Genomic DNA, 22,753 nt, shown 5'->3' with positions numbered 1-22,753 from the left:
GTTTCCAGCTTACCAGACGCTTTCCGCTCCGTTTCCGGCGCTTCATTCATCCAACTCGCTGCTGTCTTCTGCGGCTTGACGCCCCGTCCGACGTTCCAAACTCTAGCCCATCCCCGCCTCGAAAGGCGAATCCGGCCGCAATCCATATAAACGGGCACACCGAATAAGACCCGAGCCACACCGTCAAAAAGACAAGGCGCAACCCAGCCCGAACCGGGAAGTGATGTTTCTAGGGATTGGCCGCCCCGGGACCGTCCGCGCCGATGCGTGTCCGGTGCTCCCTGCCGAGCGACTAGAGAACACTACGCCCGTCTGGGACGGGAGGCAAACCGGTGGCCCGGATGATCCGGGTGCAGAGCGAGCGGCCGGCCTTCACGTACTCGCCGTTGGGGTGATCGTTGGTGGTGACCCAGTGCCGGGCCGTGGCCTCGTCGCGGCCGCCGGCGCGGTGGCGGCGGATCAGGCGCTCCTCGCGCACGGCGTCGTCGGCGTCCACGTACCAGAGCTCGCGCAGCAGGCGGCGGGCGTCCGGCCAGGGGTGTTCGGCGGCGGCGAGGTAGTTGCCCTCGGTGATGACGAGCCGGGCGTGCGGGGGGACGACGTGACTGGCGGCGACGGGTTCGTCGAGCTCGCGGTCGAAGTCGGGGACGTAGATGTCCTGGAAACGGTCCGACGCGACCCGGCGCAGCAGGGCGACGTAGCCGTGGGCGTCGAAGGTGGCGGGTGCGCCCTTGCGGTGGCTCAGGCCCACGCGGTCGAGCTGGGCGGCGGAGAGGTGGAAGCCGTCGAGCGGGAGGTAGGCGGCGCTGCCGGGGCCTTCACGGCGTTCGACCTCGGCCACCAGGTGCCGGGCGAGGGTGGACTTGCCGGCCCCGGGCGGGCCGGCAAGTCCGAGGATGGTGCGGGCGTTGCTGCCGGGGCCCCGGAGGAGACCGAGGGCGAGCGCCGCGAGATCGGGGTCGGTGAGGGTGTCCTCGTTCATGGGCGCACCCTACTGAGAAGGAGCGCCCTCCTGACCGGTCCCTCGTGCCGTCACCCCCGCGGGGCGAGGGCCGGGGTCTCCAGGGTGAGCGTGCCGGCGTCGGCGTCGAGGAGGGCGGGGACGCCGAGCGGGACGGTCAGGGTCGAGGGGCTGTGGCCGAAACCCAGCTCCCAGATCACGGGTATGCCGAGCGGGCCGAGCCGGTCGAGCATGACCTCCCTGACCCGCTCGGGCCGGCCGCAGCCCTCCCAGGAGCCGAGGGCGACGCCGGCGACGCCGTCGAGCGCGCCGGAGCGCAGGAGCTGGGTGATGAGGCGGTCGAGCTGGTACGGGTGCTCGTTGACGTCCTCCAGGACGAGGACGGTGCCGGCGTAGGAGGGCCGGGCGGACGGTGTGCCGCGCTCGGCGGTGATGACGTGGACGCAGCCGCCCGCCGTGATGCCGCGGGCGCGGCCAGGGACGAGGGTCTCGGCGGTGGCCGAGGTGAGGACCGTGGTGGCCTCGGGGTCGAAGAGGGTGCGGCGCAGGTGTTCGGCGGTCGGGCCGTCCTCGATGAAGGAGGCGCCCGCGCTCATCGGCCCGTACAGCGTGGCGATGCCGAGCCGCTGGGCGAAGGCCTCGTGCAGCGAGCTGACGTCGCTGAAACCGATCAGCACCTTGGGCGGTACGGCGCGCATGGCGTCCCAGTCGAGCAGGTCGACCATGCGGTGCACGCCGTAGCCGCCGCGGGCGCAGATGACGGCGCCGACGGCGGGGTCGAGCCAGGCGGACTGGAGGTCGGCGGCCCGGTCGGCGTCGGTGCCGGCGAGGTGGCCGAGGGTGGGGTGGGTGTCGAGGACGTGGTCGCCGACCGTGACCTCCAGTCCCCAGGAGCGCAGGATCGCGGACCCGGCGGTGAGCCGCTCGGGGTCGATGGGGCTGCTGGGGGCGACCACGGCGATGCGGTCTCCGGGGAGGAGGCGGGGCGGACGGGTCAGGCCTCGGGCGGGCGCGGGAGTGCGCTGATCCATTGCCAGGTTCCTTACGGGAAGAGGTGATTCGTGTCCGGTCGGCGACGTCCGTGCGGCGCCGACCAGACAAGATATGCCCCGCAGGCTTCAGATCGACCCCATCACTGTCCTGACCTCGGCAAGGGTGGCCTCAGCGACGGCGTTGGCCCGTTCGGCACCCGCCCGCAGCACCTGCCGGACGTAGCCGCGGTCGGTGGCGAGTTCGGCGCGGCGGGCGCGGAGCGGGCGGAGGTGTTCGTTGACGGCCTCGGTCACCGTGCGCTTGAGCGCGGCGCCGCCGCCGTTACCGATCTCCTCGGCGACCGCTTCCGGCGCGCGGTCCTGGCAGAGCGCGGCGAGCAGGACGAGGCTGGAGACCTCGGGGCGGGCGGCCGGATCGTAGGTGATCCGGCGCTCGGTGTCGGTCTTGGCGCCCTTGATCAGCTGGGCGGTGGCGTCCTCGTCGGCGCAGAGCGAGACGGCGTTGCCGCGGCTCTTGCTCATCTTGCCGCCGTCGGTGCCGAGCAGCAGCGGGGCGGCGGAGAGCAGTGCCTCGGGGCGGGGGAAGACGCCGGAGCCGTCCGGGTGCGGGTAGCGCTCGTCGAAACGGCGGGCGACGGTGCGGGCGACTTCGAGGTGGGGCAGCTGGTCCTGGCCGACGGGGACGACGTCTGCCTTGCAGAAGAGGATGTCGGCGGCCTGGTGGACGGGGTAGGTGAACATCAGACCGTTCACGGCGGCCTGGCCCGAGTGGGCGATCTCGTCCTTGACGGTGGGGTTGCGGCTCAGCTCGGCGACGCTGACCAGGCTGAGGAAGGGCAGCAGCAGCTGGTTGAGGGCGGGCACGGCGCTGTGGATGAAGATCGTCGCCCGCTCGGGGTCGAGGCCGGCGGCGAGGTTGTCGAGGACGACGTTCTCGGTGTGCTCGGCGAGTCGGTCGGCGAGGTCGCGGTCGGTGATGACCTGGTAATCGGCGACGACGACGAACATCTCGACGCCGAGGCGCTGGAGGCGGACCCGGTTCTGCAGGGTGCCGAAGTAGTGGCCGAGGTGGAGCGGGCCGGTGGGGCGGTCGCCGGTGAGGACGCGGTGGGCGCCCGGGTCCCGGCGGATGCGCTCGTCCAGGTCGGCGGCGGGAGCGGCGGTCGGATCGTCCGCGGGAGCGGCGGTCGGATCGACGGCGGCAGCCACGGTGAGACCGGCGGCAGCGGAGACGAGAGCGGTCATGGGGGTTTCTCCTCGGTACGGCGATGGTGGCGGCCGTCCGGGGCTCGGGCCCGTCCCGTGGGGAAACGCAACAGGGCCGTCCATCCGGACGGCCCTGTTCAGGCGTGGCTGGTGGCCGTCCTAGGACGGCCACCAGGTGAGACCTGCGAAGCACTTCATGTGCCGAGGATACCCGTCAGTCCTCCACGACGAGGGCGGGCGTGTCCTTGCGGAGCGTCTCGCCGCGGAAGAACTCCGGCCGGAACGCGCCGTACCAGGTCATCAGGACGCCGCCGAGCAGCAGGATTCCGACGCCGATGACGAAGACCGAGCCGATGCCGAAGACGGCGCCGCTGCCGTACTCCGGGTCCCAGGCGTCGGTGAGGGTCTGCAGGAAGACGGCGCTGAGCAGCACGCCGCCGAGGAGCGGGGCGACGCCCCGCAGGACGAGGTCGCGCGGGCTGCCCAGGAGCGAGCGGCGGAAGTACCAGACACAGGCGAAGGCGGTGAGCGCGTAGTAGAAGCAGATCATCAGGCCGAGCGCCAGGATGGTGTCCTGGACGACGTTCTCGCTGATCAGACTCATGCCGACATAGAAGACGGCGGTGGCGGCGCCGGCGGCCACGGTGGCGTAGCCGGGGGTGCGGAAGCGCGGGTGGACGGAGCCGAAGCGCGGCGGGACGGCCCGGTAGGAGCTCATCGCGAGCAGGGTGCGGGCGACCGGGATGAAGGTGGTCTGCAGGCTGGCGGCGGCGCTGGCGACGACGGCCAGGAAGAGCAGGACGCTCCACGGCGAGCCGAGTACCGGGCGCGCCAGCGCGGCGAAGACGTTGTCGGCGGTGGCCGGGTTGCCGAGCCCGTTGCCGGCGGCGCCGACGCCGGCGAACATCTGGGAGGCGATCGCGACCAGCAGGTACGAGCCGACCAGGGTGACCATGGAGATCATCGCGGCCCGGCCCGGGGTCTTGGCGCTGCCGAGGGTCTCCTCGTTCATCGTGAGGCAGGTGTCCCAGCCCCAGTACATGAAGATCGAGAGCGACAGGCCCGCGGTGAACGCGCTGAACGAGGTCACCTGGAGCGGGTCGAGCCAGGAGGCGGAGAAGCCGATCGAGTCGGGCAGGTCGCCGGCGGCGGCCTTGCCGATGGCGATGGCCGCGAAGAGCAGCAGCACCGCCAGCTGGAGGCCGACCAGGCTGTACTGGAACCACTTGGTGGCCGTCATGCCCCGATAACTCATCGCGGTGGCGGCGGCGATCAGCACGACCACGGTGAGGAGGTGGACGGCCTGGTTGTCGTTCAGCCCGGCGATCCCGCTGCTGCCGGTCATCTCGCCGAGCATCAGGTAGAGGAAGTCGGTCGCCACCCCGGCCAGGTTGGAGAGCACGATGATCGTGGCGACCGTCAGGCCCCAGCCCGCCATCCAGCCGGCCCGGGGGCCGAACGCCTTGACCGTCCACGTGAAGGACGTGCCGCAGTCCGGGAAGTCCTTGTTCAGCTCCTTGTAGGCGAACGCGACCAGCAGCATCGGCAGGAAGCCGGCCAGGAAGACCGCGGGCATCTGGACGCCGACGGCGGTGACGGTCGGGCCCAGCGTCGCGGTCAGGCAGTAGACCGGGGCGACCGTGGAGACGCCCAGGACCACGCTGCTCAGAAGGCCGACCGAGTTGCCCCGTAGGCCCTTGTCCCCCGCTGCCCCCGTCGCCCCCGGGTCAGGGGCTCCACCACTGGCGCCACTGACCGGGGCACCCTGCGGAGCGGCGGGCGCCATTGCCCAGCCGCTGCTTCCGTGCTCTGAGAGCTGCTGATCAAACACCAGCGCACCCTAGGTGGGTGCACCGAAGGTTGTGTAGGCCAACCCTTGGTGATCTGAACCACTTGCTTCGATTCATTTGCCGATAGAGGAGGAAGGTCGATGGATTAATGGCGCGTTAACTCATGTACCTTGATTTCGAAGGGCTCATGGCGAGTTGATTTCTCCCTTGTGTCACGACTTGAGACGTTTTGACCCTCGCCTGGACAGCCTCTCGATCGGTCCTCCCGGGGGTTTGGATAGGTTTGCCTCACCTAACATCGATCGAGAAGGAGCGTCGTGTGACCCCCCACCCCGCCGACCGGACCGTCGTCAGCCGCACCCCCTCCCGCCGCAGGCTCCTCACCGCCGGGCTCGCCGGCGGCGCCGCCCTCGGCCTGGGCGGACTCCTCTCCGGCTGCGGCAGCTCGGGCGGGTCCGGCGGGACCGCCGCCAGCTCCACGAAGACCTCCTCCGGCGCCTCGGGCGGCTCGTCACCCGACCAGAAGTCGGTCAAGCAGGGCGGCGACGACTACGCCACCGTGATCGAGCAGATGAAGGGCTTCGGGACAGACGCTGCCCCCGGCGTCTACCCGCGCACCATCAAGCACGCCATGGGCGAAACCCTCATCCCCGCCAAGCCGGTCCGGGTCGTGGTGCTGGACACCGGCGAGCTCGACAACGTCGTCTCCCTCGGCCTCCAGCCGGTCGGCGTCGTCTACACCGACGGCTCGAAGAACATGCCGTCCTACCTCAAGGACAAGGCCGGCAACCCGGCCAACGTCGGCACCATCAACAGCCTCAACCTGGAGGCCATCGCCGCGCTCAAGCCCGACCTGATCCTCGGCAGCCAGCTGCGCGCCCAGGACCAGTACGCACAGCTCTCCAAGATCGCGCCGACCGTCTTCTCGCTGCGTCCCGGCTACCCCTGGAAGCAGAACTTCCAGCTGAACGCCGCCCCGTTCGGCCTGGAGCCGGAGGCCAGGGCGCAGCTCGACGCCTACCAGGCGGCGGCCGCGGCGATCGGCGCCAAGACGGGCGACAAGCGGCCCACGATCACGCCACTGCGGTTCATGCCCGGCAAGACCCGGCTGTACGCGGAGCTGTCCTTCATCGGAACCATCCTCGCCGACGTGCCGCTTCCGCAGCCCAGGATCGAGCAGGTCAAGGAGCTGGCCGTCGAGATCAGTCCGGAGCAGATCGACAAGGCCGACGCCGACTGGGTCTTCTACGGCGTCTACGGCACGCCCAGCTCCACCAACCAGGACGCCGTGCTCGGCGGGCCGCTCTGGAAGACCCTCGGCGCGGTCAAGTCCGGTCAGGCCCGGCCGGTTTCGGACGAGACCTGGTTCCTCGGACTCGGCGTCACCGCCGCCAACGCCGTCCTGGCCGACCTGAAGGGCTTCGTCGTGCCGGGTGCCTGAGGCGGACGGCGGAGCGGTGGTGAGGCGGCGGGTGGCGGCGGGCCGCGGCTGCGACCGCCTCGGGGAAGGGTGGCCGGGTGTCGTCGCCCACACCCGGCGGAAAGCGGCTTGGAGCTGATCACGGGGTGCGGGAGGATCGTCGGGACCGTACCCCGAAGGGCTCGTGCCGATGACCACGCTCGACCAGACCTCGACCGCTTCCGACCCGCCGTCAGCCGGCCTGCCCTCCCCCGGCCTTCCCGTGGGCGGCGTGTCCGGCGCCCGCCGACTCTCCGCTGACCTGTCCGCCTCGGCCGCTGCCCTGTCCGCCCCGCCCGCTGCCGTCTGCTCGATCGCGGTGGCGGCGTCGGAGCCCGTGGCGGCCGGCGGTGCTCGGGCCGACGCCGTTCCCCGGCCGCGAGCCGGCGACGGCGCGGAGGGGTCTGCCCAGGCCTCCGACGGGGGCCTCATACGGCTCCAGCCACCGGTGCCGGCGACGGCGGACCAGGACGTGCCCGTTCTGAGGGCCGTGCAGGAGGACTCGCGGACCGCCCTGGCCAGGCGGCCCTCACCCTCGCGGCGGCTGCGCCGGATGCACCCCGAGGTGGCGTCGGCCGGCGAGGTCGCGGCCGCGGTCGCGGTCGCGGTCGCGGTCGCGGAGAAGCGTGGGGCGGCGGCTCCGGCGGTGTCTGCGGCCGTCCCGGTGGTCGAGCCCGCCCCGGCCGCACCCGTGATCGGAGCCGCGCCCGCCGGCCGCGCCGTGGCCGCGGTCGGAACCACGGCTTCGGTCGGAACCACGGCCGCGGTGGGGGTCGTGACCGCGGCGGCCGAGACGCCGCTCGGCATCCTGATCGGCGGCAGTCCGAACCTCCCCGAGGTCGCCGGCCGCCCCGAGGAACGGCAGCCGGTCCGGGTGACGGCCGAGCTGGTACGGATCGGCCGCGGCACCGTCCTGGTGGTGCTGCCCGCGTGGCGGCCCGCCATCGCCGTCTCGGTGCCGACCGAGCACCTGTTGGAGACCACCGGCCTCGCCTTCGACCAGCTGGCCGGGGCGCAGCTGTCGGTGCTGATCAACCCGGGTGCGTTGCACGACCGGGAGCTGGACCTCCACGGCTGGCAATCCGGCCAGGCTGCCCGGCCGGGCCGGCGCGGCGGGCGGCCGCCGCTCCAGGATCCGGGCCGGCCGTCCACCGGGCCGGCGTGAACGCACCGCGGGTCCGACGTACCGAAGGGTCCGGTGTTCGGCGGGTTCTGCCCTGGTGCGCCTTCGGCGCCCTATGGCCTGGCCGTGGTGCGGGGTCCGCCCGTGGGTGCGGGGCCCGTGCGGTGCGGTTTCGGCGGTCAGGCGGCCGGGGTCGGGGCGTTCGGGATGTAGCCGAGGTGGACGGGCACCGGTTCGCGTCGGTCGGTTAGCCAGCCGTCCCGGACATCGGCCAGCAACTCCGGGAGTCTGGGCGGCCAGAGGGCGTCGGCGTCCTCGTCGGCCAGCTCGGCCTGGGTCCACCAGCGCCAGTCGAGGATCCGGTCGACGGCGTGCACCGCGCTGACGTCGCCGACCGGGCCCCGGTGCGGCCCGCTGGTGAGGTAGATGTGCTCGTGCTGGCGGACGGGCGTGCCGTGCCAGGTGAAGTCGTGCTCCCAGGTGCAGAGCAGCGGCCCGGGTTCGAGGTCCGTCCAGCCGGTCTCCTCCCAGAGCTCGCGACGGGCGCCGGCCCACGGTGTCTCACCTGCCTCGATGCCGCCGCCGGGCATCGTCCAGTGCACACCCACCTCGCTGTTGTCCGAGCGGAGCAGGAAGACGGAACCACTCCCGTCCAGCACCACCGTCCGGGCCGCTTGCCTGGGGGTCCGCCTCGCACGACGCAGCAGATTTCGCATCGGATCACTCTCGCAGGGCCGGTGCCGGGGCGTCGAGCGGATCGAGGGCGGCCTTGGAGGCGAGCGCTGAGTGCGGCCTGCCGGCGTGGAGTCGGGGGTCATCGGTGCCGCACCGACCACGGGGCGAAGGGGTGTTGGCGGCGACGCGAACGTCCGGTGGCCGTACTCTGACGCCCATGCCCGCACCAGCGATCCTCTTCCCGGCCGACCCGCTCAACCCGCGCCGGCCCGACCCGCACTTCGCCTGGGAGGCCCGGACGCTGCGGGAGTTGGGCGGTGAGCAGCACCTCGTCGACCACGACGCGCTGCTCGCCGGCGACGTCGCGGAGGCGATCCGCCGGGTGCCGAGGGACGCCGGCCCGCTCTGGTACCGGGGTTGGATGATCCCCTCCGCCGATTACGCCTCCTTCGCCCGCGCCCTGGCCGACCGCGGCGCCAACCTGCTGACCAGCGCTCCCGGGTACGCCTCGGCGCACGAACTGCCCGGCTGGTACGGCGTGTTCGAGGGTGCGACACCGCCGAGCACCTGGATCCCACTGGCGCCGGCGGCGGGCCGGCCCGGTCCCGAGCAGCTGGCGGCCGCCGTCGCCCGGCTGGGCGGGCGCGGGCCTGCGATCGTCAAGGACTACGTGAAGTCCCGCAAGCACGAGTGGCACGAGGCCTGTTACCTCCCCGAGCTCTCCGACCTGGCCGCCGTCGGGCGGGTGGTGGCGCGCTTCGTCGAGCTGCAGGGCGAGTACCTGGCGGGCGGTGTGGTGCTGCGCCGCTACGAGGAGTTCGCGCGGGCCGGGGACGGGGGCGGCACCGGAGCGGTGGCGGAGCCGGGCGACGGACCGGGGGCAGGGGCGGAGCCGGGCGACGGACCGGGGGCAGGGGCGGGGCCGGGCGACGGAACAGGGGCGGGGCGTTCGGGTAGGTCGTCGGGCGGGTCCTCGGATGCGCCGGGCCGCGGCGGGACCGGGGAACGGCCGGTGGAAGCCCGGGTGTGGTGGCTGGACGGTGAGCCCGTACTGGTCGGACCTCACCCGGACGCGCCCGGGCAGACCGCCGAACCCGATCTCACCGCGGTCCGGCCGCTGGTCCGGGCCCTCGGCTGCCGCTTCGTCACCACCGACCTCGCCAGCCGGGCCGACGGCTCCGGCTGGCGGGTGGTCGAGGTGGGCGACGGACAGGTCAGCGACCTGCCGCGCGGGATCGACGCCTCCGGGCTGCTCTCCTCCCTGCTCGCGGCCTGACCCGTTCGGCAGCCCCAGTGCGCGGGCAGCCTGAACGCCTGTTCAGCCCCAGCGCACGCAGCCCCAGCGCACGCAGCCCCGGCGCGCGTAGCCTCCACACCCGTGCAGCCTCAGCGGCCGTGCAGTGGCTGGGCCACTGGTTCCGGTGCCGGGTGGCCGTCGGCGATGAACGCCTGCCAGAGCCGCGCGTAAACGCCGCCCTGTGCGACGAGTTCGGCGTGCGTGCCGTCCTCGACCACCTTGCCGTGGTCCAGGACCACGACACGGTCGGCGCGTTCGGCGGTGGTGAGGCGGTGGGCGATGACCAGCGTGGTGCGGCCCCCGCTGAGCCGGTCCGAGGCGTGGTTGACGGCTGCCTCGGTGGCGAGGTCGAGCGCGGCGGTGGCCTCGTCCAGGAGCAGGATGTCCGGATCGACCAGTTCGGCCCTGGCCAGCGCGATCAGCTGGCGCTGCCCGGCGGAGAGGTTCCGCCCCCGCCCGGTGACCTCGTGGTCGTAGCCGCCCGACAGGCGGACGATCATCTCGTGCGCGCCCACCGCCCGGGCTGCCGCCTCCACCTCGGCCGCCGAGGCCGAGGGCCGGCCGTACGCGATCGCCTCGCGCACCGTGCCCGCGAACAGGTACGCCTCCTGCGGCACCACGCCGAGCCGGTGGCGGTACCGCGCCAGGTCGTACCGGGTCAGGTCGACGCCGTCCACCCGGACGGTGCCGGCGGTCGCGTCGTAGAACCGGGCGACCAGCTTGACCAGGGTCGACTTGCCCGCCCCCGTCTCGCCGACCAGCGCCACCGTCTGGCCGGCGGGAATGTGCAGGCTGACGCCGGTGAGCACGGACGGGGCCCCGTCGGCGCCGCCGTTGTAGGCGAAGCTGACGTCCTCGAAGTCGATGTCGCCGCGGAGCCGCTTCTGCACCGGCACCGGATCGGCCGCCTCGGCGGTGGTGGTCGGCGTGCGCAGCAGCTCGCGGATCCGGCCCAGACCCACCGCGGCCTGCTGGTAACCGTCGAAGACCTGCGAGAGCTGGTTGACCGGCGCGAAGAACAGGTCGATGTAGAGCAGGTAGGCGACCAGCGCACCGACGGTGAGCGTCCCGGCCTCGACGCGCGAGGCGCCCACGATCAGCACCAGCGCGGCGGCGACGCTGGAGAGGAACTGCACGAACGGGAAGTACAGCGAGATGTAGAGCTGCGCCCGGACCCGGGCCTCGCGGTAGGCGATGCCCCGGGCGACGAAACGGTCGGTGTTGGCGTCCAGCCGGCGGAAGGCCTGGACGATCCGCATGCCGGCGACGTTCTCCTGGAGATCGGCGTTGACCGTGCTGATCAGGTCGCGGGAGATCTCGTACTGCGTCTTGGACTTCTTGCGGAAGACCAGTGTCGCGACCACCAGCAGCGGCAGCACGGCGAAGACCACGAGGGCCAGGCCGGCGTCGATGACCAGCAGGACGGCGAAGATGCCGAGGAAGGTGAGCAGGCTGACCACGGCCGTGACCACGCCGGTCTGCAGGAAGGACGTCAGCGAGTCCAGGTCGGTGGTCATCCGGGTCATGATCCGGCCGGACAGCTCGCGCTCGTAGTAGTCCAGGCCGAGCCGGTTGAGGTGGGCGAAGATCTTGAGGCGGAGCGTGTAGAGCACGCGCTCGCCGGTGCGGCCGCTGACCCGGTTCTCGGCGCCCTGCACCAGCCAGTCCAACAGGACGATCGCCAGCGCGGTCAGGGCGGCGACGGCGACGCCCGACATCAGGGCCTTGCTCACGCCGTCGTCGATGCCGTGCCGGATCAGGATCGGCAGCACCAGGCCGGCGCCCGCGTCCAGGGCGACCAGCAGAAGGGCGAGGGCGAGCGGGCCGCGGAACGGGCGCAGCAGGCGGCGGAGGGAGAAGTCGGAGTCGCCTGCCTCGGCCTCGGCCCGGGAGATCGCCGGGTTGTCGGTGGCCGGCGGGAGGGCGGCGACCTGGGCCAGGAGGTCCGGGTCGGCGGCGCGGGCCGCCTTGGCCAGGGCCGGGGTCGGCAGCTCGGGGAGGGGCTGCGCCGCGGGGGTGTCCGCGGTGTCCGCGGTGTCCGCGGTGTCCGCGGTGGGCTCGCTTGGCCCGGTGGGGTCAGTGAGCGTGGTGAGCTTGGTGAGCTTGGTGGGGCCGGTGAGCTCGGTGGGGTCGGTGGGCTGCGAGTCGGCGGGCTCGGTGGTGGTGCGCTCGGGAGTGGTGCCCTCGGCCGGGGGGTACTCGGCGAGCGGTCCGGTGAGCGCCTGGGCCGGTGATTCGAGGGTGGCCGGGGGCTTGGTCCTTCCGGCGGCCTCGGGGTCGGAGATCAGGACCCGGTACTGGGGACATCGGACGTCGAGTTCCTCGTGCGTTCCGATGTCCAGCAGCCGGCCGTGGTCCAGCACGGCGATCCGGTCGGCCAGTTGGAGGGTGGAGCGGCGGTGGGCGATCAGCAGGGTGGTACGGCCGGTCATGACCGAGCGGAGGGCATCGTGGATCTCCGCCTCGATCTGCGGGTCGACCGCCGAGGTGGCGTCGTCCAGCAGCAGGATGCTCGGGTCGGTGAGGATGGCCCGGGCCAGGGCGATGCGCTGGCGCTGGCCGCCGGAGAGCGTGAGGCCCTGCTCGCCGACCTTGGTCTCGTAGCCGTTGGGCAGCTCCCGGACGAACTCGTCCGCCTGCGCCGCGCGGGCCGCCGCCACGACCTGCTCGTCGGTGGCCTCGGGCCGCCCGTACGCGATGTTGGTGCGGACCGTCTCGGAGAAGAGGAAGCTCTCCTCGGGGACGATGCCGACGGCTGCCCGGACCGAGTCGAGGGTGAGATCGCGCAGGTCGTGGCCGTAGAGGCGGACCGCTCCGGCCGCCGGGTCGTAGAAGCGGGGCACCAGCTGGGCCACCGTCGACTTGCCCGAGCCGGAGGCGCCGACCAGGGCCAGCGTCTCGCCGGGGGCCAGCTTCAGGCTGAGGCCGTGCAGGACGGGTGCCGGGTGCTCGGGGTCGTAGCGGAACTCGACCTGGTCGAACTCCAGCGCCGTGTCCGGCGTGCGCGGGCCGACGGTGCGCTGCGGTTCGCCGTGCGCGGCGGTTTCGGCGGTACCTGTGGCCGTCGCGGTCTCGGGGGCCGCCGTGCGCTCGGGGGCCGTCGCGGTCCCGGCGGCCGTCGCGGTCCCGGCGGCCGCGATGGCCGGGGTGGCCGTCGTGATCTCGGCGGCGGGGGAAACGGTGCCGGCCGCCGAGGCCGCGTGCCCGGCGGAGAGGTGGGCGGCGGTGAGGTCGAGGGCGGCCGCGTCCGGGCGCTCCTGCACCAGCGGGCGCTCGTCGATCAGCTGGAGCACCCGCTCCACGCCCGCGCGGGCCTGCTGACCCACCGTGATGACCATGGTCAGCATCCGGACCGGACCGGTCATCTGCGCCACGTAGGTGGAGAAGGCGACGAAGGTGCCGAGCGAGACCTGGCCGTCGACCGCCAGCCAGCCGCCGAACGCCAGCACCGCGACCTGGGCCAGCGCCGGGATCGCCTGCATCGCCGGGTTGTAGCGGCTGTTGAGCCGGATTGAGCGCAGCCGGGCCGCGAAGAGGTTGCGCGAGGCCGCCTCCAGCTTGCCCAGCTCCTGGGCCTCCTGGCCGAAGCCCTTGACCACCCGGACGCCGCCGATCGCCTCGTCGACCACGCCCGCGACGGCCGCCGCCTCCTGCTGCGCCGCCCAGGTGGACGGGAACAGCCGCTTGCGGCTCAGGACCGAGACCCACCAGAGGGCCGGCCCCATGACCAGCGCGACCAGTGTGAGCGGCGGCGAGAGCCAGAGCATCACGGCCAGCGACATCACGAACATCAGCAGGTAGCCGGTCATCATCGGCAGCATCGAGAGCAGGCCGTTGATCAACTGGAGGTCGGAGGTGGCACGGCCGACCACCTGGCCGGTGTCCAGCCGGTCCTGCCGGTGCCCGTCGAGCCGCCCGAGCGAGCGGAAGAGGTCGCTGCGCATGTGGTGCTGGACGTCGAGGGCGAGCTGACCACCGTAGTAGCGGCGCACCTGGGTACAGGCGAACACCAGGGCGGCCGCCGCCAGCAGCGCCACGGCCCACGGGGCCAGCGAACGGGTGCGCTGGGTGATGACGTCGTCGATGATCAGCTTGGTGACCAGCGGGACCAGCGCGGTGACGGCCATGCCGACGAGCGACGCCCCGAAGGCCAGCAGAAGGCTGCGGCGCGAGCGCCAGCAGTAGCCGACCAGCCGCCGCAGCCAGCCCTGACCGCTGCCGTCGGGGGCCTCGGCCCCACTCGGGCTGCCGCCGGCGCTCTGGTTGCCGCCGGCGCTCTGCTCGCTGTCGCTGCTCCGCGTGCCGTCGGCACCGTTCGGCGCACCCCGGGTACCGGTTCGAGGGCCGCTCGGGGAAAGCTCCACCGTAGATCCGTGAGTCTCAGGCATATTTAGGGATGCTAACCATTCCGTCGAGTGGCCGCCATGGTTTATCCGGCCAGAGCACGCCGGGTGTCCGGCCCGGCTGAGGGGCCAACAGCCCGCAGCCTGCGGTGATTCCCGGCCGGCCGTCGGCCCGCGCCCCTGCTACCAGGGTGGACGATGGCGCGCCGAACGCCCACCCTCCACCGGCGCAGCGGGCCGCCCTCCTTTGGACCTAGGCCGCATGCCGCAGCGCACCACGAGGCAGCGCAGCGGATGCCCGGCGACCGGGGGGCTGGGGCAGGAGCGCCGGAGTAGGAGCAGGGGCGCCGGGGCAGGGGGCGCCGGGGCATGAACGGGCGGGCCAGGCCGGGGGCGCCGGCCTGTTCAGCCGCGCGCCGCGGCGTCGGCCGCCGCGGAGAAGGCGCCGTGCGCCAGGGTGTGGAGCAGGGCGGCCATGCCGTCGCGCTGCAGAGCGGCCCGGTCGCCCTGGGCGGGGTTGGGGCCGGCGCTGTGCGGGGTCGAGTTGATCAGACCGAAGACGGCGTGCACGGCGGCCCGCGCGACCGGCTCGGCGTCCGGTCCGGCCAACGGCGGGTAGGCCTGCCGGACGACCTCCACCCACAGCTCGACGTAGCCGCGCTGGAGTCGGCGGACGGTCCGGCGGTCCTCCTCCTTGAGGTTCAGCAGCTCACGGTCGTGCAGGGTGATGAGGTCCCGGTCGTCGAGCGCGAAGTCGACGTGCCCGCTGATCAGCGCATCGAGCGCGGCGGCCGCGCCGTCGCCCCCGCCCGCCCGGCGGCGGCCCTCCTCCAGGAGACGCTCGCTGATGCCGATCAGCAGGTCGGCGAGCATCGCGTCCTTGCCGGCGAAGTGCCGGTAGAGCCCCGGCCCGCTGATGCCGACCGCCTTGCCGATCTCGTCGACCCCCACGCCCAGGAAGCCACGCGCGGCGAACAGCCGGGCAGCCTCCTTGCGGATCTGGTCACGGCGTGGGAGCGCGGAGGCGGCTGGGACGTTCGGCATGCTGCCCATCGTAGACAGTGGGGTTATCGGCCGTTAACCTGGGCCGCACGAGTTAACGCTCATTAACGTGGGGGTCGCGGGCTCATCCGGCCCTGCTGCCCACCTGGTGCCGAGGGCAAGGGAGCTCTTGGGAATGGTCATCTCCACCGCCGGTGTACCCACCGGCGTCAACGGCAGCGCGGCAGGCGGAGCCGCGGCAGGCGCGGGCGGCTCGCCGTCCGGTACGGCCGTCGGATCCGTCGCCCCGGGAGCCGCCGCTCCCGCACCCCGGCTCGGCACCGCCGTCGACCCGGGCTCGGAGGCCTTCCGGGCCAACACCGAGGCACACCGTGCGCTGGTCGCCGAACTGCGTGAGAAGCTCGGCGCGGCCGCCCTCGGCGGCGGGGCCAAGGCCCGGGCCCGGCACACCGCACGCGGAAAGCTGCTTCCGCGCGATCGCGTCGACACCCTGCTCGACCCCGCCTCCCCCTTCCTCGAACTGGCCCCGCTGGCGGCCGACGGGATGTACGACGGGGCCGCACCGGCAGCCGGCGTGATCGCGGGCATCGGCCGGGTCGCGGGGCGCGAGGTGGTCGTCGTCGCCAACGACGCCACCGTCAAGGGCGGCACGTACTACCCGATGACGGTCAAGAAGCACCTGCGCGCCCAGGAGGTCGCGCTGGAGAACCGCCTCCCCTGCATCTACCTGGTGGACTCCGGCGGCGCCTTCCTCCCGATGCAGGACGAGGTCTTCCCGGACCGCGACCACTTCGGCCGGATCTTCTACAACCAGGCCAGGCTCTCGGCCGCCGGGATCCCGCAGATCGCCGCCGTGCTCGGCTCCTGCACGGCGGGCGGCGCGTACGTCCCGGCGATGAGCGACCAGGCCGTCATCGTCCGCAACCAGGGCACGATCTTCCTCGGCGGGCCGCCGCTGGTGAAGGCCGCCACCGGCGAGGTGGTCACCGCCGAGGAACTGGGCGGCGGCGACCTCCACTCCCGCACCTCCGGGGTGACGGACCACCTGGCCGAGGACGACGCCCACGCCCTCTCGATCGTCCGCACCATCGTCGCCGGGCTCGGTCCGCGCGCACCCCGGCCGTGGCCGCTCGCCCCGGCCGAGCCGCCCGCCGTCGACCCGGCCGGCCTGTACGGGGCCGTCCCGGTCGACCCGCGCACGCCGTACGACGTGCGCGAGGTGATCGCCCGGCTCGTCGACGGCAGCCGCTTCGCCGAGTTCAAGGCCGAGTACGGCGCGACCCTGGTGACCGGGTTCGCCCGGATCCACGGCCACCAGGTCGGCATCGTCGCCAACAACGGCGTGCTCTTCGCCGAGTCCGCGCTCAAGGGCGCCCACTTCATCGAGTTGTGCGATCAGCGGGGCATCCCCCTCCTCTTCCTCCAGAACATCACCGGGTTCATGGTCGGCCGGCAGTACGAGGCGGGCGGCATCGCCAAGCACGGCGCCAAGATGGTCAACGCCGTCGCCTGCACCCGCGTCCCGAAGCTGACCGTGGTGATCGGCGGCTCGTACGGAGCCGGCAACTATTCGATGTGCGGACGGGCCTACTCACCCCGCTTCCTCTGGATGTGGCCGGGCGCCAAGATCTCGGTGATGGGCGGCGAGCAGGCGGCATCCGTACTGGCCACCGTCCGCCGTGACCAGCTGGAGGCGCACGGCGAGGAGTGGCCGGCCGAGGCGGAGGACGAGTTCAAGCGCCCGGTCCGCGAACAGTACGAGCGCCAGGGCAACGCCTACTACGCCACCGCGCGCCTCTGGGACGACGGGGTGATCGACCCGATGGACACCCGCACCGTCCTCGGGCTGGCGCTCACCGCCTGCGCCAACGCCCCGCTCCCGCAGCCGGGCCCGTACGGCGTCTTCCGCATGTAGCCCCGCCGGGCGTGGCCGCGCCCGGCGGCAGCCTGCGCCGGACGTGACCGCGCCCGGCGCAGCTCGCCCCCGCGCTGCCGTCCCCTTCCACCACCTCCTTCGTACGGCTCCCCTCGACCCGGAGGAACGCCTCCCATGTTCGACACAGTTCTGGTCGCCAACCGCGGCGAGATCGCCGTCCGGGTGATCCGCACCCTGCGGCGGCTCGGCGTGCGCTCCGTCGCCGTGTTCAGCGACGCGGACGCCGACGCACCCCACGTCCGCGAGGCCGACACCGCCGTCCGGCTCGGACCGGCCGACCGCAGCGACAGCTCGGCCGCCGAGACCTACCTGCGGACCGACCAGATCCTCGCCGCCGCCCGCCGCACCGGCGCCCAGGCCGTCCACCCCGGCTACGGCTTCCTCGCCGAGAACGCCGCCTTCGCCCGCGCCTGCGCCGACGCCGGCCTGGTCTTCATCGGACCTCCTCCCTCCGCGGTCGAGCTGATGGGCGACAAGATCAACGCCAAGGAGGCCGTCCGCGCCGCCGGCGTGCCGGTCGTCCCGGGCAGCCGGGCGACCGCGCCCACCGACGGGGAACTCGTCGCGGCCGCCGAGGAGATCGGCTACCCGGTGCTGCTCAAGCCGTCCGCCGGCGGCGGCGGCAAGGGCATGCGCCTCGTGCGGGACCCCGCCGACCTGCCGACCGAGATCGCCGCCGCACGGCGGGTCGCCCGGACCGCCTTCGGCGATGACACGCTCCTGCTGGAGCGCTGGATCGACCGGCCACGCCACATCGAGGTGCAAGTGCTGGCCGACGCCTACGGCACCACCGTCCACCTCGGCGAGCGCGAGTGCAGTCTGCAGCGCCGGCACCAGAAGCTGATCGAAGAGGCACCCTCCGTTCTGCTCAATGCCGAGACCCGCGCCGCGATGGGCGCCGCGGCCGTCCGCGCCGCGGAGTCCTGCGGCTACACCGGGGCCGGCACCGTGGAGTTCATCGTCCCCGGCATCGACCCGGACTCCCCCGCTCCCGCCGAGGGGGTACGGGACTTCTTCTTCATGGAGATGAACACCCGTCTCCAGGTGGAGCACCCCGTCACCGAACTCGCCGTCGCCGTCACCACCCCGGCCGCCGGACCGGCTGCCGCCCAGACCGGGCGACTGGACCTGGTCGAGTGGCAGGTGCGGATCGCCTCGGGCGAAAGCCTCACCTTCTCCCAGCCGGACATCTCCTTCCTGGGCCACGCCATCGAGGCCCGTATCTGTGCCGAGGACCCGGAACGCGACTTCCTTCCCACCGGCGGACGCATCCTGGTCCTGGACGAGCCGCAGGGCGAAGGCATCCGGGTGGACTCCGGTGTCACCGCGGGCACCGTCATCACCAGCGCCTACGACCCCATGCTCGCCAAGGTCATCGCGTACGGGCCCGACCGCCCGACCGCGCTGCGCCGCCTCCGTGCCGCGTTGGCCGACACCCGGATCCTCGGCGTGACCACCAACACCGGCTTCCTGCGGCGACTGCTCGCACACCCCGAGGTCACCGCAGGCCGACTCGACACCGGACTGGTGGAACAGACGGCCCAGCAGCAACCCGCTCTGCTCGCCTCGCCCTACTCGCCTGCGTGCTCCGACTCCTCCGCCGACCCGGCGGAGACCGCGGACACCACCGGCTCCCGGCCCGCCGAAACTCCGACACCCACCCACCTCCTCTACTACGCGGCCGCACTGGCGCGGCAGCTGGACCTCACCCCCGCCACCGACGGCGGCGGCTGGACCGACCCCTTCTCTCTTCCCTCCGGGTGGCGCCTGGGCGGCGAAGCCGCCTGGACCACCCACCGACTCCGCGCCCCCGGCCAGGACCCGGTGTCGGTGCGCATCCGCCCGATCACTGCGAGCAACGTAGCCGAGGGCGCTGACATTCCCCCGGGCGTCACTCCCGAGGTGGACATCCGACTCGGCTCCGGACCGGCCCACCGCGCCCGGGCCGTGCGGACCGGCGACCGCCTGCACCTCACCGTCGACGGCCTGCAGACGACCTTCGCCCTGACCACCGACGACGCTCCGGGCCGGCCCGGCGGGTCCCTCGGCGGCCCGGTCACCTGGCTCGGGATCGACGGCGACGCGTGGCCGGTGCACGCCTACGACCCCGTCGGCGAGAGCACCGCCGTCGGCGCCGCCCATCACGGCGGCCTCACCGCCCCGATGCCCGGCACCGTCACGGTCGTGAAGACCACGCTCGGCGAACAGGTCCGCCGGGGCCAACCCCTGCTCGTCCTGGAGGCCATGAAGATGGAACACGTGATCGCCGCCCCGCACGACGGCACCGTGAGCGAGCTGCGGGTCGCCGCCGGGGCCACCGTGGCGATGGAGGAGCTGCTGGTCGTGGTGGCCCCGGCCGAGGACGGCCCGGCGGACGGGTCGGCCGACGGCGGGGCGGCCGCCGGGGCGCTCGGCGCGGTCGCCGCCGAGGTGCGGTCATGAGCACCGCCGCCTCCCCCGCGCACGAGCCCGACGCACTCGACCTCGGCCTGCCGGACCCCGTCCGCTCCGCGGGCCTGCCCGCGGAGGTCCGGATCCACGAGGTCGGACCGCGCGACGGACTGCAGAACGAGAGCGCACTCGTCCCCGTCGAGGTCAAGGCCGAGTTCATCGCCCGGCTCGCGGCCGCCGGGCTGCGCACCGTCGAGACGACCAGCTTCGTTCACCCGAAATGGGTACCCCAGCTCGCCGACGCCGAGGAGTTGGTGCCCCGGCTCGCCGGACTGCCGGAGCGTCACCCCGGGCTGCGCCTGCCGGTACTGGTGCCCAACGAGCGCGGGCTGGACCGCGCGCTCGCCCACCACGCGGCCGACATCGCGGTGTTCGCCAGCGCCACCGAGACCTTCGCCCGCCGCAACCTCAACCGCTCGGCGGACGAGGCGATGGCGATGTTCCGGCCGGTGGTGGAACGGGCCACGGCGGACGGGGTCCGGGTGCGCGGCTACCTCTCGATGTGCTTCGGCGACCCGTGGGAGGGCCCCGTGCCCGCCGATCAGGTGGTCGGCTTCGGCGTGCGGCTGCTGGAGATGGGCTGCACCGAGCTGAGCCTCGGCGACACCATCGGGGTGGCCACCCCGGGCCAGGTCACGGCACTGCTGGACGGCTTCGCCAAGGCCGGCGTGCCGGTCGGCAGGCTCGCGGTGCACTTCCACGACACCTACGGCCAGGCGCTCAGCAACACGCTCGCCGCACTGCGCAGCGGCGTCACCACGGTCGACGCCTCGGCGGGCGGCCTCGGCGGCTGCCCCTACGCCAAGAGCGCCACCGGCAACCTGGCCACCGAGGACCTGGTGTGGATGCTGCACGGCCTCGGCATCCGGACCGGCGTCGACCTCCGCGCCCTGGTCGCCACCAGTGGCTGGATGGCCGAGCGGCTCGGCCGCCCCAGCCCGTCCCGCACCGTCCAGGCACTGCTCGGCGCGAACCGGGGCTGACGCGCCGGCGGCCCGCCCCCAGCGCCCCCTCGTAACTCCACGCACCCCTCTGCGACTTCCGTTGTCCCCGCGATGGTCAGGCGCCGGCCGGAGCCCTGCCCGGCCGGCGCCCGCCCCGCACCACCCCTTCTCTCTCCGCGCTCCGTACGCCGGTCACACCATCCGACCGGCGCGCGGTCATCCCGATCACGCCCGCGGCCAACCCGGCCGGGCCACAGGAGGATCACCATGCTCGATCACCGGCTGAACAGCGAGTACGAGGAACTGCGGCGCACGGTCGCCGAGTTCGCCCAGGACGTCGTCGCGCCGAAGATCGGCGAGTTCTACGAGCAGGGCGAGTTCCCCTACGAGATCGTCCGGGAGATGGGGCGGATGGGCCTCTTCGGCCTGCCGTTCTCCGAGGAGTACGGGGGCATGGGCGGCGACTACTTCGCGCTCTGCCTCGCCCTGGAGGAGCTCGCCCGGGTCGACTCCTCGGTCGCGATCACCCTGGAGGCCGCGGTCTCGCTCGGCGCGATGCCGATCTACCGCTTCGGGACCGAGGAGCAGAAGCGCGAGTGGCTGCCCCGGCTGACCTCCGGCGAGATGCTCGGGGCGTTCGGCCTGACCGAGCCCGAGGGCGGCTCCGACGCCGGCGCGACCCGCACCACGGCGCGGTACGACGAGGCCACCGAGGAGTGGGTCATCAACGGCACCAAGTGCTTCATCACCAACTCCGGCACCGAGATCACCGGCCTGGTCACCGTCACCGCCCTCACCGAACCGCTCGCTCGTTCGAGTGAAGAGGGCGAATTCTCCTCGCCACAGCGCGAAATCTCTTCCATCATCGTGCCTACCGGAACCCCGGGGTTCCAGGTGTCGAAGAAGTACTCGAAGGTCGGGTGGAACGCATCCGACACCCGCGAACTGTCCTTTACCGACTGCCGCGTCCCCGCGGCCAACCTGCTGGGCGAGCGTGGCCGCGGCTACGCCCAGTTCCTGCGGATCCTCGACGAGGGCCGCATCGCGATCGCAGCCCTGGGCACCGGCCTGGCCCAGGGGTGCGTCGACCAGTCCGTCGCCTACGCCGGTACGCGCCGCGCCTTCGGCCGGCCGATCGGCGCCAACCAGGCCATCCAGTTCAAGCTCGCCGACATGGAGATGCGCGCCCACACTTCCCGCCTGGCCTGGCGGGACGCCGCCTCCCGGCTGCTGCACGGCGAAAAGTTCAAGAAGGAGGCCGCGATCGCCAAGCTGTACTCGTCCGAGGCCGCCGTCGACAACGCCCGCGAGGCGACCCAGATCCACGGTGGGTACGGCTTCATGAACGAATTCCCGGTCGCACGTTTCTGGCGCGACTGCAAGATTCTCGAAATCGGGGAGGGCACGTCCGAGGTCCAGCGCATGCTCATCGCCCGGGAGTTGGGCATTCCCTCCTGACGCCGTTCCCATCCTGAAGAGGCTCGTTCTCCGATTCTCCGGCCGCCCGGACTGCCGACCCCTACCTCGGCCGATTCCAGGCCCGTCGGAGAATCGGGGCGGCCCACGCGCCTACGCGGCGCACCGGGCCGCACAGGCCGCACGAGACTGACGGCCGCGCGAGACTGACGGGCCGCACGTCGGGCCGTCAGGGGATCACGATCACCGGGCGGTTGGCACGCCGGGCTAGCCGCCCGGAGACCGAGCCGAAGATCTTACCGAGCAGGCCGTGGGTGCTGCCGACCACGATGGCGTCGGCGGCGTACTCGCGGCCGACCTCCTCGATCTCATGGCAGATGTCGCCACCCCGCTCGACCAGGATCCAGGGGACGCCGGCGAGGAAGTCCGCACAGGCGAGCTCCAGACCGAGGACCTCGGTCCGGTGGTCGGGGAGGTCGACGAAGACGGGAGGTTCACAGCCGGCCCAGACCGTGGCGGGCAGGCGGTTGGCGACATGCACGATCACCAGGCCGCACTGTGAGCGACGGGCCATGCCCACCGCGTAGGCGAGGGCGCGCTCGCTCGACAGGGAGCCGTCGAAACCCACCACCACACCGTGCTGGAACGCGGGATCACAGGAACGGACCGGCGTCTCCTGGAGCTCCGGCACGCCCGACTCACTGGGCAGGCCCGGGGCCCCCGGGTGCTCGGCACCCGGACCCAGCCGGCCCGTCACCGCCGACTCCGCAGGGTCGGCCCGGTGCTGGTCCCGTCGCTGGCGGGAGCCGGGGCGACCCCGGCGCGCGATGTTGCGAACAATGCGGGAAAGAGCCCGAGCGTCCACGGCGACCGGCTCTCCCCCCGGCCTTCCGCCGACACGGCCGTCACCACCGACTCGACCGGCCGCTGCGCCCATGCCACGGACAGCGTCCGGCTCAACCGGTCGGGAGGACTCAATACCAGCCATGGCTCAAGGCTCTTCGAGGGAGATGGGCCGACAGGAGAGGACAACGCTGCCCAGACAGCAGGGCCGCCCACGGGACGACGTCGGACTGCGCCGAGCACCACCGTTTGTGACCTATTTCCTTTCAGAGTACGACGGGCGGGAGCCTCAGCACAGCGGCGAAGCCTCCGACC

The 22,753-nt window shown here is 72.9% G+C and carries 15 protein-coding genes; 7 read left to right on the top strand and 8 right to left on the bottom strand.

Features of this window, described 5'->3' with window-relative positions:
* Positions 1-292: 292 nt before the first annotated feature.
* The 4 genes from ACZ3YO_RS35075 to ACZ3YO_RS35060 all read right to left on the bottom strand — a co-directional run bounded on the left by ACZ3YO_RS35075 (position 293) and on the right by ACZ3YO_RS35060 (position 4,945).
* Positions 293-982 carry a nucleoside/nucleotide kinase family protein gene (locus tag ACZ3YO_RS35075; RefSeq protein ID WP_465577657.1) on the bottom strand — a complete coding sequence of 230 codons (690 nt, stop codon included), beginning with the start codon at positions 980-982 and terminating at the stop codon, positions 293-295.
* Between the two features lie 50 nt (positions 983-1,032).
* Positions 1,033-1,992 carry a S66 peptidase family protein gene (locus ACZ3YO_RS35070; RefSeq protein WP_465577655.1) on the bottom strand — a complete coding sequence of 320 codons (960 nt, stop codon included), beginning with the start codon at positions 1,990-1,992 and terminating at the stop codon, positions 1,033-1,035.
* A gap of 87 nt (positions 1,993-2,079) precedes the next feature.
* Positions 2,080-3,198 carry a tryptophan--tRNA ligase gene (gene trpS, locus ACZ3YO_RS35065; RefSeq protein ID WP_465577653.1) on the bottom strand — a complete coding sequence of 373 codons (1,119 nt, stop codon included), beginning with the start codon at positions 3,196-3,198 and terminating at the stop codon, positions 2,080-2,082.
* 175 nt (positions 3,199-3,373) lie between these two features.
* The gene (locus ACZ3YO_RS35060; protein WP_465577669.1) at positions 3,374-4,945 is read right to left on the bottom strand and encodes an APC family permease; all 1,572 of its coding nucleotides are present in this window, start codon (positions 4,943-4,945) and stop codon (positions 3,374-3,376) included.
* A 323-nt stretch (positions 4,946-5,268) separates the two neighbouring features.
* On the opposite strand from ACZ3YO_RS35060, the gene ACZ3YO_RS35055 reads away from it, so the two are divergent.
* Together ACZ3YO_RS35055 and ACZ3YO_RS35050 are read left to right on the top strand one after the other, a co-directional pair.
* On the top strand, positions 5,269-6,390 hold the full coding sequence (locus tag ACZ3YO_RS35055) for an ABC transporter substrate-binding protein (protein ID WP_465577651.1): 1,122 nt from the start codon (positions 5,269-5,271) through the stop codon (positions 6,388-6,390).
* 490 nt (positions 6,391-6,880) lie between these two features.
* Positions 6,881-7,573: a hypothetical protein gene (locus ACZ3YO_RS35050; protein ID WP_465577649.1), complete on the top strand. Its 693-nt coding sequence runs from the start codon at positions 6,881-6,883 to the stop codon at positions 7,571-7,573.
* A 137-nt stretch (positions 7,574-7,710) separates the two neighbouring features.
* Here the strand turns inward: ACZ3YO_RS35050 and ACZ3YO_RS35045 are convergent, their stop codons facing one another.
* Positions 7,711-8,247: an NUDIX hydrolase gene (locus tag ACZ3YO_RS35045; protein WP_465577647.1), complete on the bottom strand. Its 537-nt coding sequence runs from the start codon at positions 8,245-8,247 to the stop codon at positions 7,711-7,713.
* A gap of 176 nt (positions 8,248-8,423) precedes the next feature.
* Between ACZ3YO_RS35045 and ACZ3YO_RS35040 the strand changes: the two genes are divergently transcribed.
* The gene (locus ACZ3YO_RS35040; RefSeq protein WP_465577645.1) at positions 8,424-9,482 is read left to right on the top strand and encodes an ATP-grasp domain-containing protein; all 1,059 of its coding nucleotides are present in this window, start codon (positions 8,424-8,426) and stop codon (positions 9,480-9,482) included.
* A 110-nt stretch (positions 9,483-9,592) separates the two neighbouring features.
* Here ACZ3YO_RS35040 and ACZ3YO_RS35035 read toward each other — a convergent pair whose 3' ends face one another.
* Positions 9,593-13,891 (bottom strand): ABC transporter ATP-binding protein, encoded by a 4,299-nt coding sequence (locus ACZ3YO_RS35035; RefSeq protein WP_465577643.1) that lies wholly within the window; start codon positions 13,889-13,891, stop codon positions 9,593-9,595.
* A gap of 360 nt (positions 13,892-14,251) precedes the next feature.
* Positions 14,252-14,890 carry an SACE_7040 family transcriptional regulator gene (locus ACZ3YO_RS35030; RefSeq protein ID WP_465577641.1) on the bottom strand — a complete coding sequence of 213 codons (639 nt, stop codon included), beginning with the start codon at positions 14,888-14,890 and terminating at the stop codon, positions 14,252-14,254.
* A 133-nt stretch (positions 14,891-15,023) separates the two neighbouring features.
* Here ACZ3YO_RS35030 and ACZ3YO_RS35025 point away from each other — a divergent pair, with 133 nt between their 5' ends.
* The 4 genes from ACZ3YO_RS35025 (at position 15,024) to ACZ3YO_RS35010 (ending at position 21,637) form a co-directional block, all read left to right on the top strand.
* Entirely contained in the window at positions 15,024-16,763 is a 1,740-nt protein-coding gene (locus ACZ3YO_RS35025; RefSeq protein WP_465577639.1) for a carboxyl transferase domain-containing protein, read from the top strand.
* Between the two features lie 135 nt (positions 16,764-16,898).
* Positions 16,899-19,226, top strand: coding sequence for an acetyl/propionyl/methylcrotonyl-CoA carboxylase subunit alpha (locus ACZ3YO_RS35020; RefSeq protein ID WP_465577637.1), 2,328 nt, complete (start codon positions 16,899-16,901; stop codon positions 19,224-19,226).
* Positions 19,223-20,218 (top strand): hydroxymethylglutaryl-CoA lyase, encoded by a 996-nt coding sequence (locus tag ACZ3YO_RS35015; protein WP_465577635.1) that lies wholly within the window; start codon positions 19,223-19,225, stop codon positions 20,216-20,218. Before ACZ3YO_RS35020 ends, ACZ3YO_RS35015 begins: the two co-directional genes overlap by 4 nt.
* Positions 20,219-20,446: 228 nt before the next feature.
* Positions 20,447-21,637 (top strand): acyl-CoA dehydrogenase family protein, encoded by a 1,191-nt coding sequence (locus tag ACZ3YO_RS35010; RefSeq protein WP_465577633.1) that lies wholly within the window; start codon positions 20,447-20,449, stop codon positions 21,635-21,637.
* 187 nt (positions 21,638-21,824) lie between these two features.
* On the opposite strand, the gene ACZ3YO_RS35005 is transcribed toward ACZ3YO_RS35010, so the two are convergent.
* Complete coding sequence (locus tag ACZ3YO_RS35005; protein WP_465577667.1) at positions 21,825-22,304, bottom strand: universal stress protein; 480 nt, start codon at positions 22,302-22,304, stop codon at positions 21,825-21,827.
* Positions 22,305-22,753 lie beyond the last annotated feature (449 nt).

It is taken from the genome of Kitasatospora sp. NPDC022785 (genome assembly GCF_055561295.1).
This window is presented reverse-complemented; position numbering and strand designations above follow the sequence as displayed.

Excerpts from the sequence above, each read along its gene's own strand:
- ACZ3YO_RS35060 (WP_465577669.1), bottom strand. The coding sequence starts at position 4,945 with ATGGCGCCCGCCGCTCCGCAGGGTGCCCCGGTCAGTGGCGCCAGTGGT.
- ACZ3YO_RS35035 (WP_465577643.1), bottom strand. The coding sequence starts at position 13,891 with ATGCCTGAGACTCACGGATCTACGGTGGAGCTTTCCCCGAGCGGCCCT.
- ACZ3YO_RS35030 (WP_465577641.1), bottom strand. The coding sequence starts at position 14,890 with ATGCCGAACGTCCCAGCCGCCTCCGCGCTCCCACGCCGTGACCAGATC.
- ACZ3YO_RS35015 (WP_465577635.1), top strand. The coding sequence starts at position 19,223 with ATGAGCACCGCCGCCTCCCCCGCGCACGAGCCCGACGCACTCGACCTC.
- ACZ3YO_RS35070 (WP_465577655.1), bottom strand. The coding sequence starts at position 1,992 with ATGGATCAGCGCACTCCCGCGCCCGCCCGAGGCCTGACCCGTCCGCCC.
- ACZ3YO_RS35045 (WP_465577647.1), bottom strand. The coding sequence starts at position 8,247 with ATGCGAAATCTGCTGCGTCGTGCGAGGCGGACCCCCAGGCAAGCGGCC.
- ACZ3YO_RS35040 (WP_465577645.1), top strand. The coding sequence starts at position 8,424 with ATGCCCGCACCAGCGATCCTCTTCCCGGCCGACCCGCTCAACCCGCGC.
- ACZ3YO_RS35020 (WP_465577637.1), top strand. The coding sequence starts at position 16,899 with ATGTTCGACACAGTTCTGGTCGCCAACCGCGGCGAGATCGCCGTCCGG.
- ACZ3YO_RS35010 (WP_465577633.1), top strand. The coding sequence starts at position 20,447 with ATGCTCGATCACCGGCTGAACAGCGAGTACGAGGAACTGCGGCGCACG.
- ACZ3YO_RS35075 (WP_465577657.1), bottom strand. The coding sequence starts at position 982 with ATGAACGAGGACACCCTCACCGACCCCGATCTCGCGGCGCTCGCCCTC.
- trpS (WP_465577653.1), bottom strand. The coding sequence starts at position 3,198 with ATGACCGCTCTCGTCTCCGCTGCCGCCGGTCTCACCGTGGCTGCCGCC.
- ACZ3YO_RS35025 (WP_465577639.1), top strand. The coding sequence starts at position 15,024 with ATGGTCATCTCCACCGCCGGTGTACCCACCGGCGTCAACGGCAGCGCG.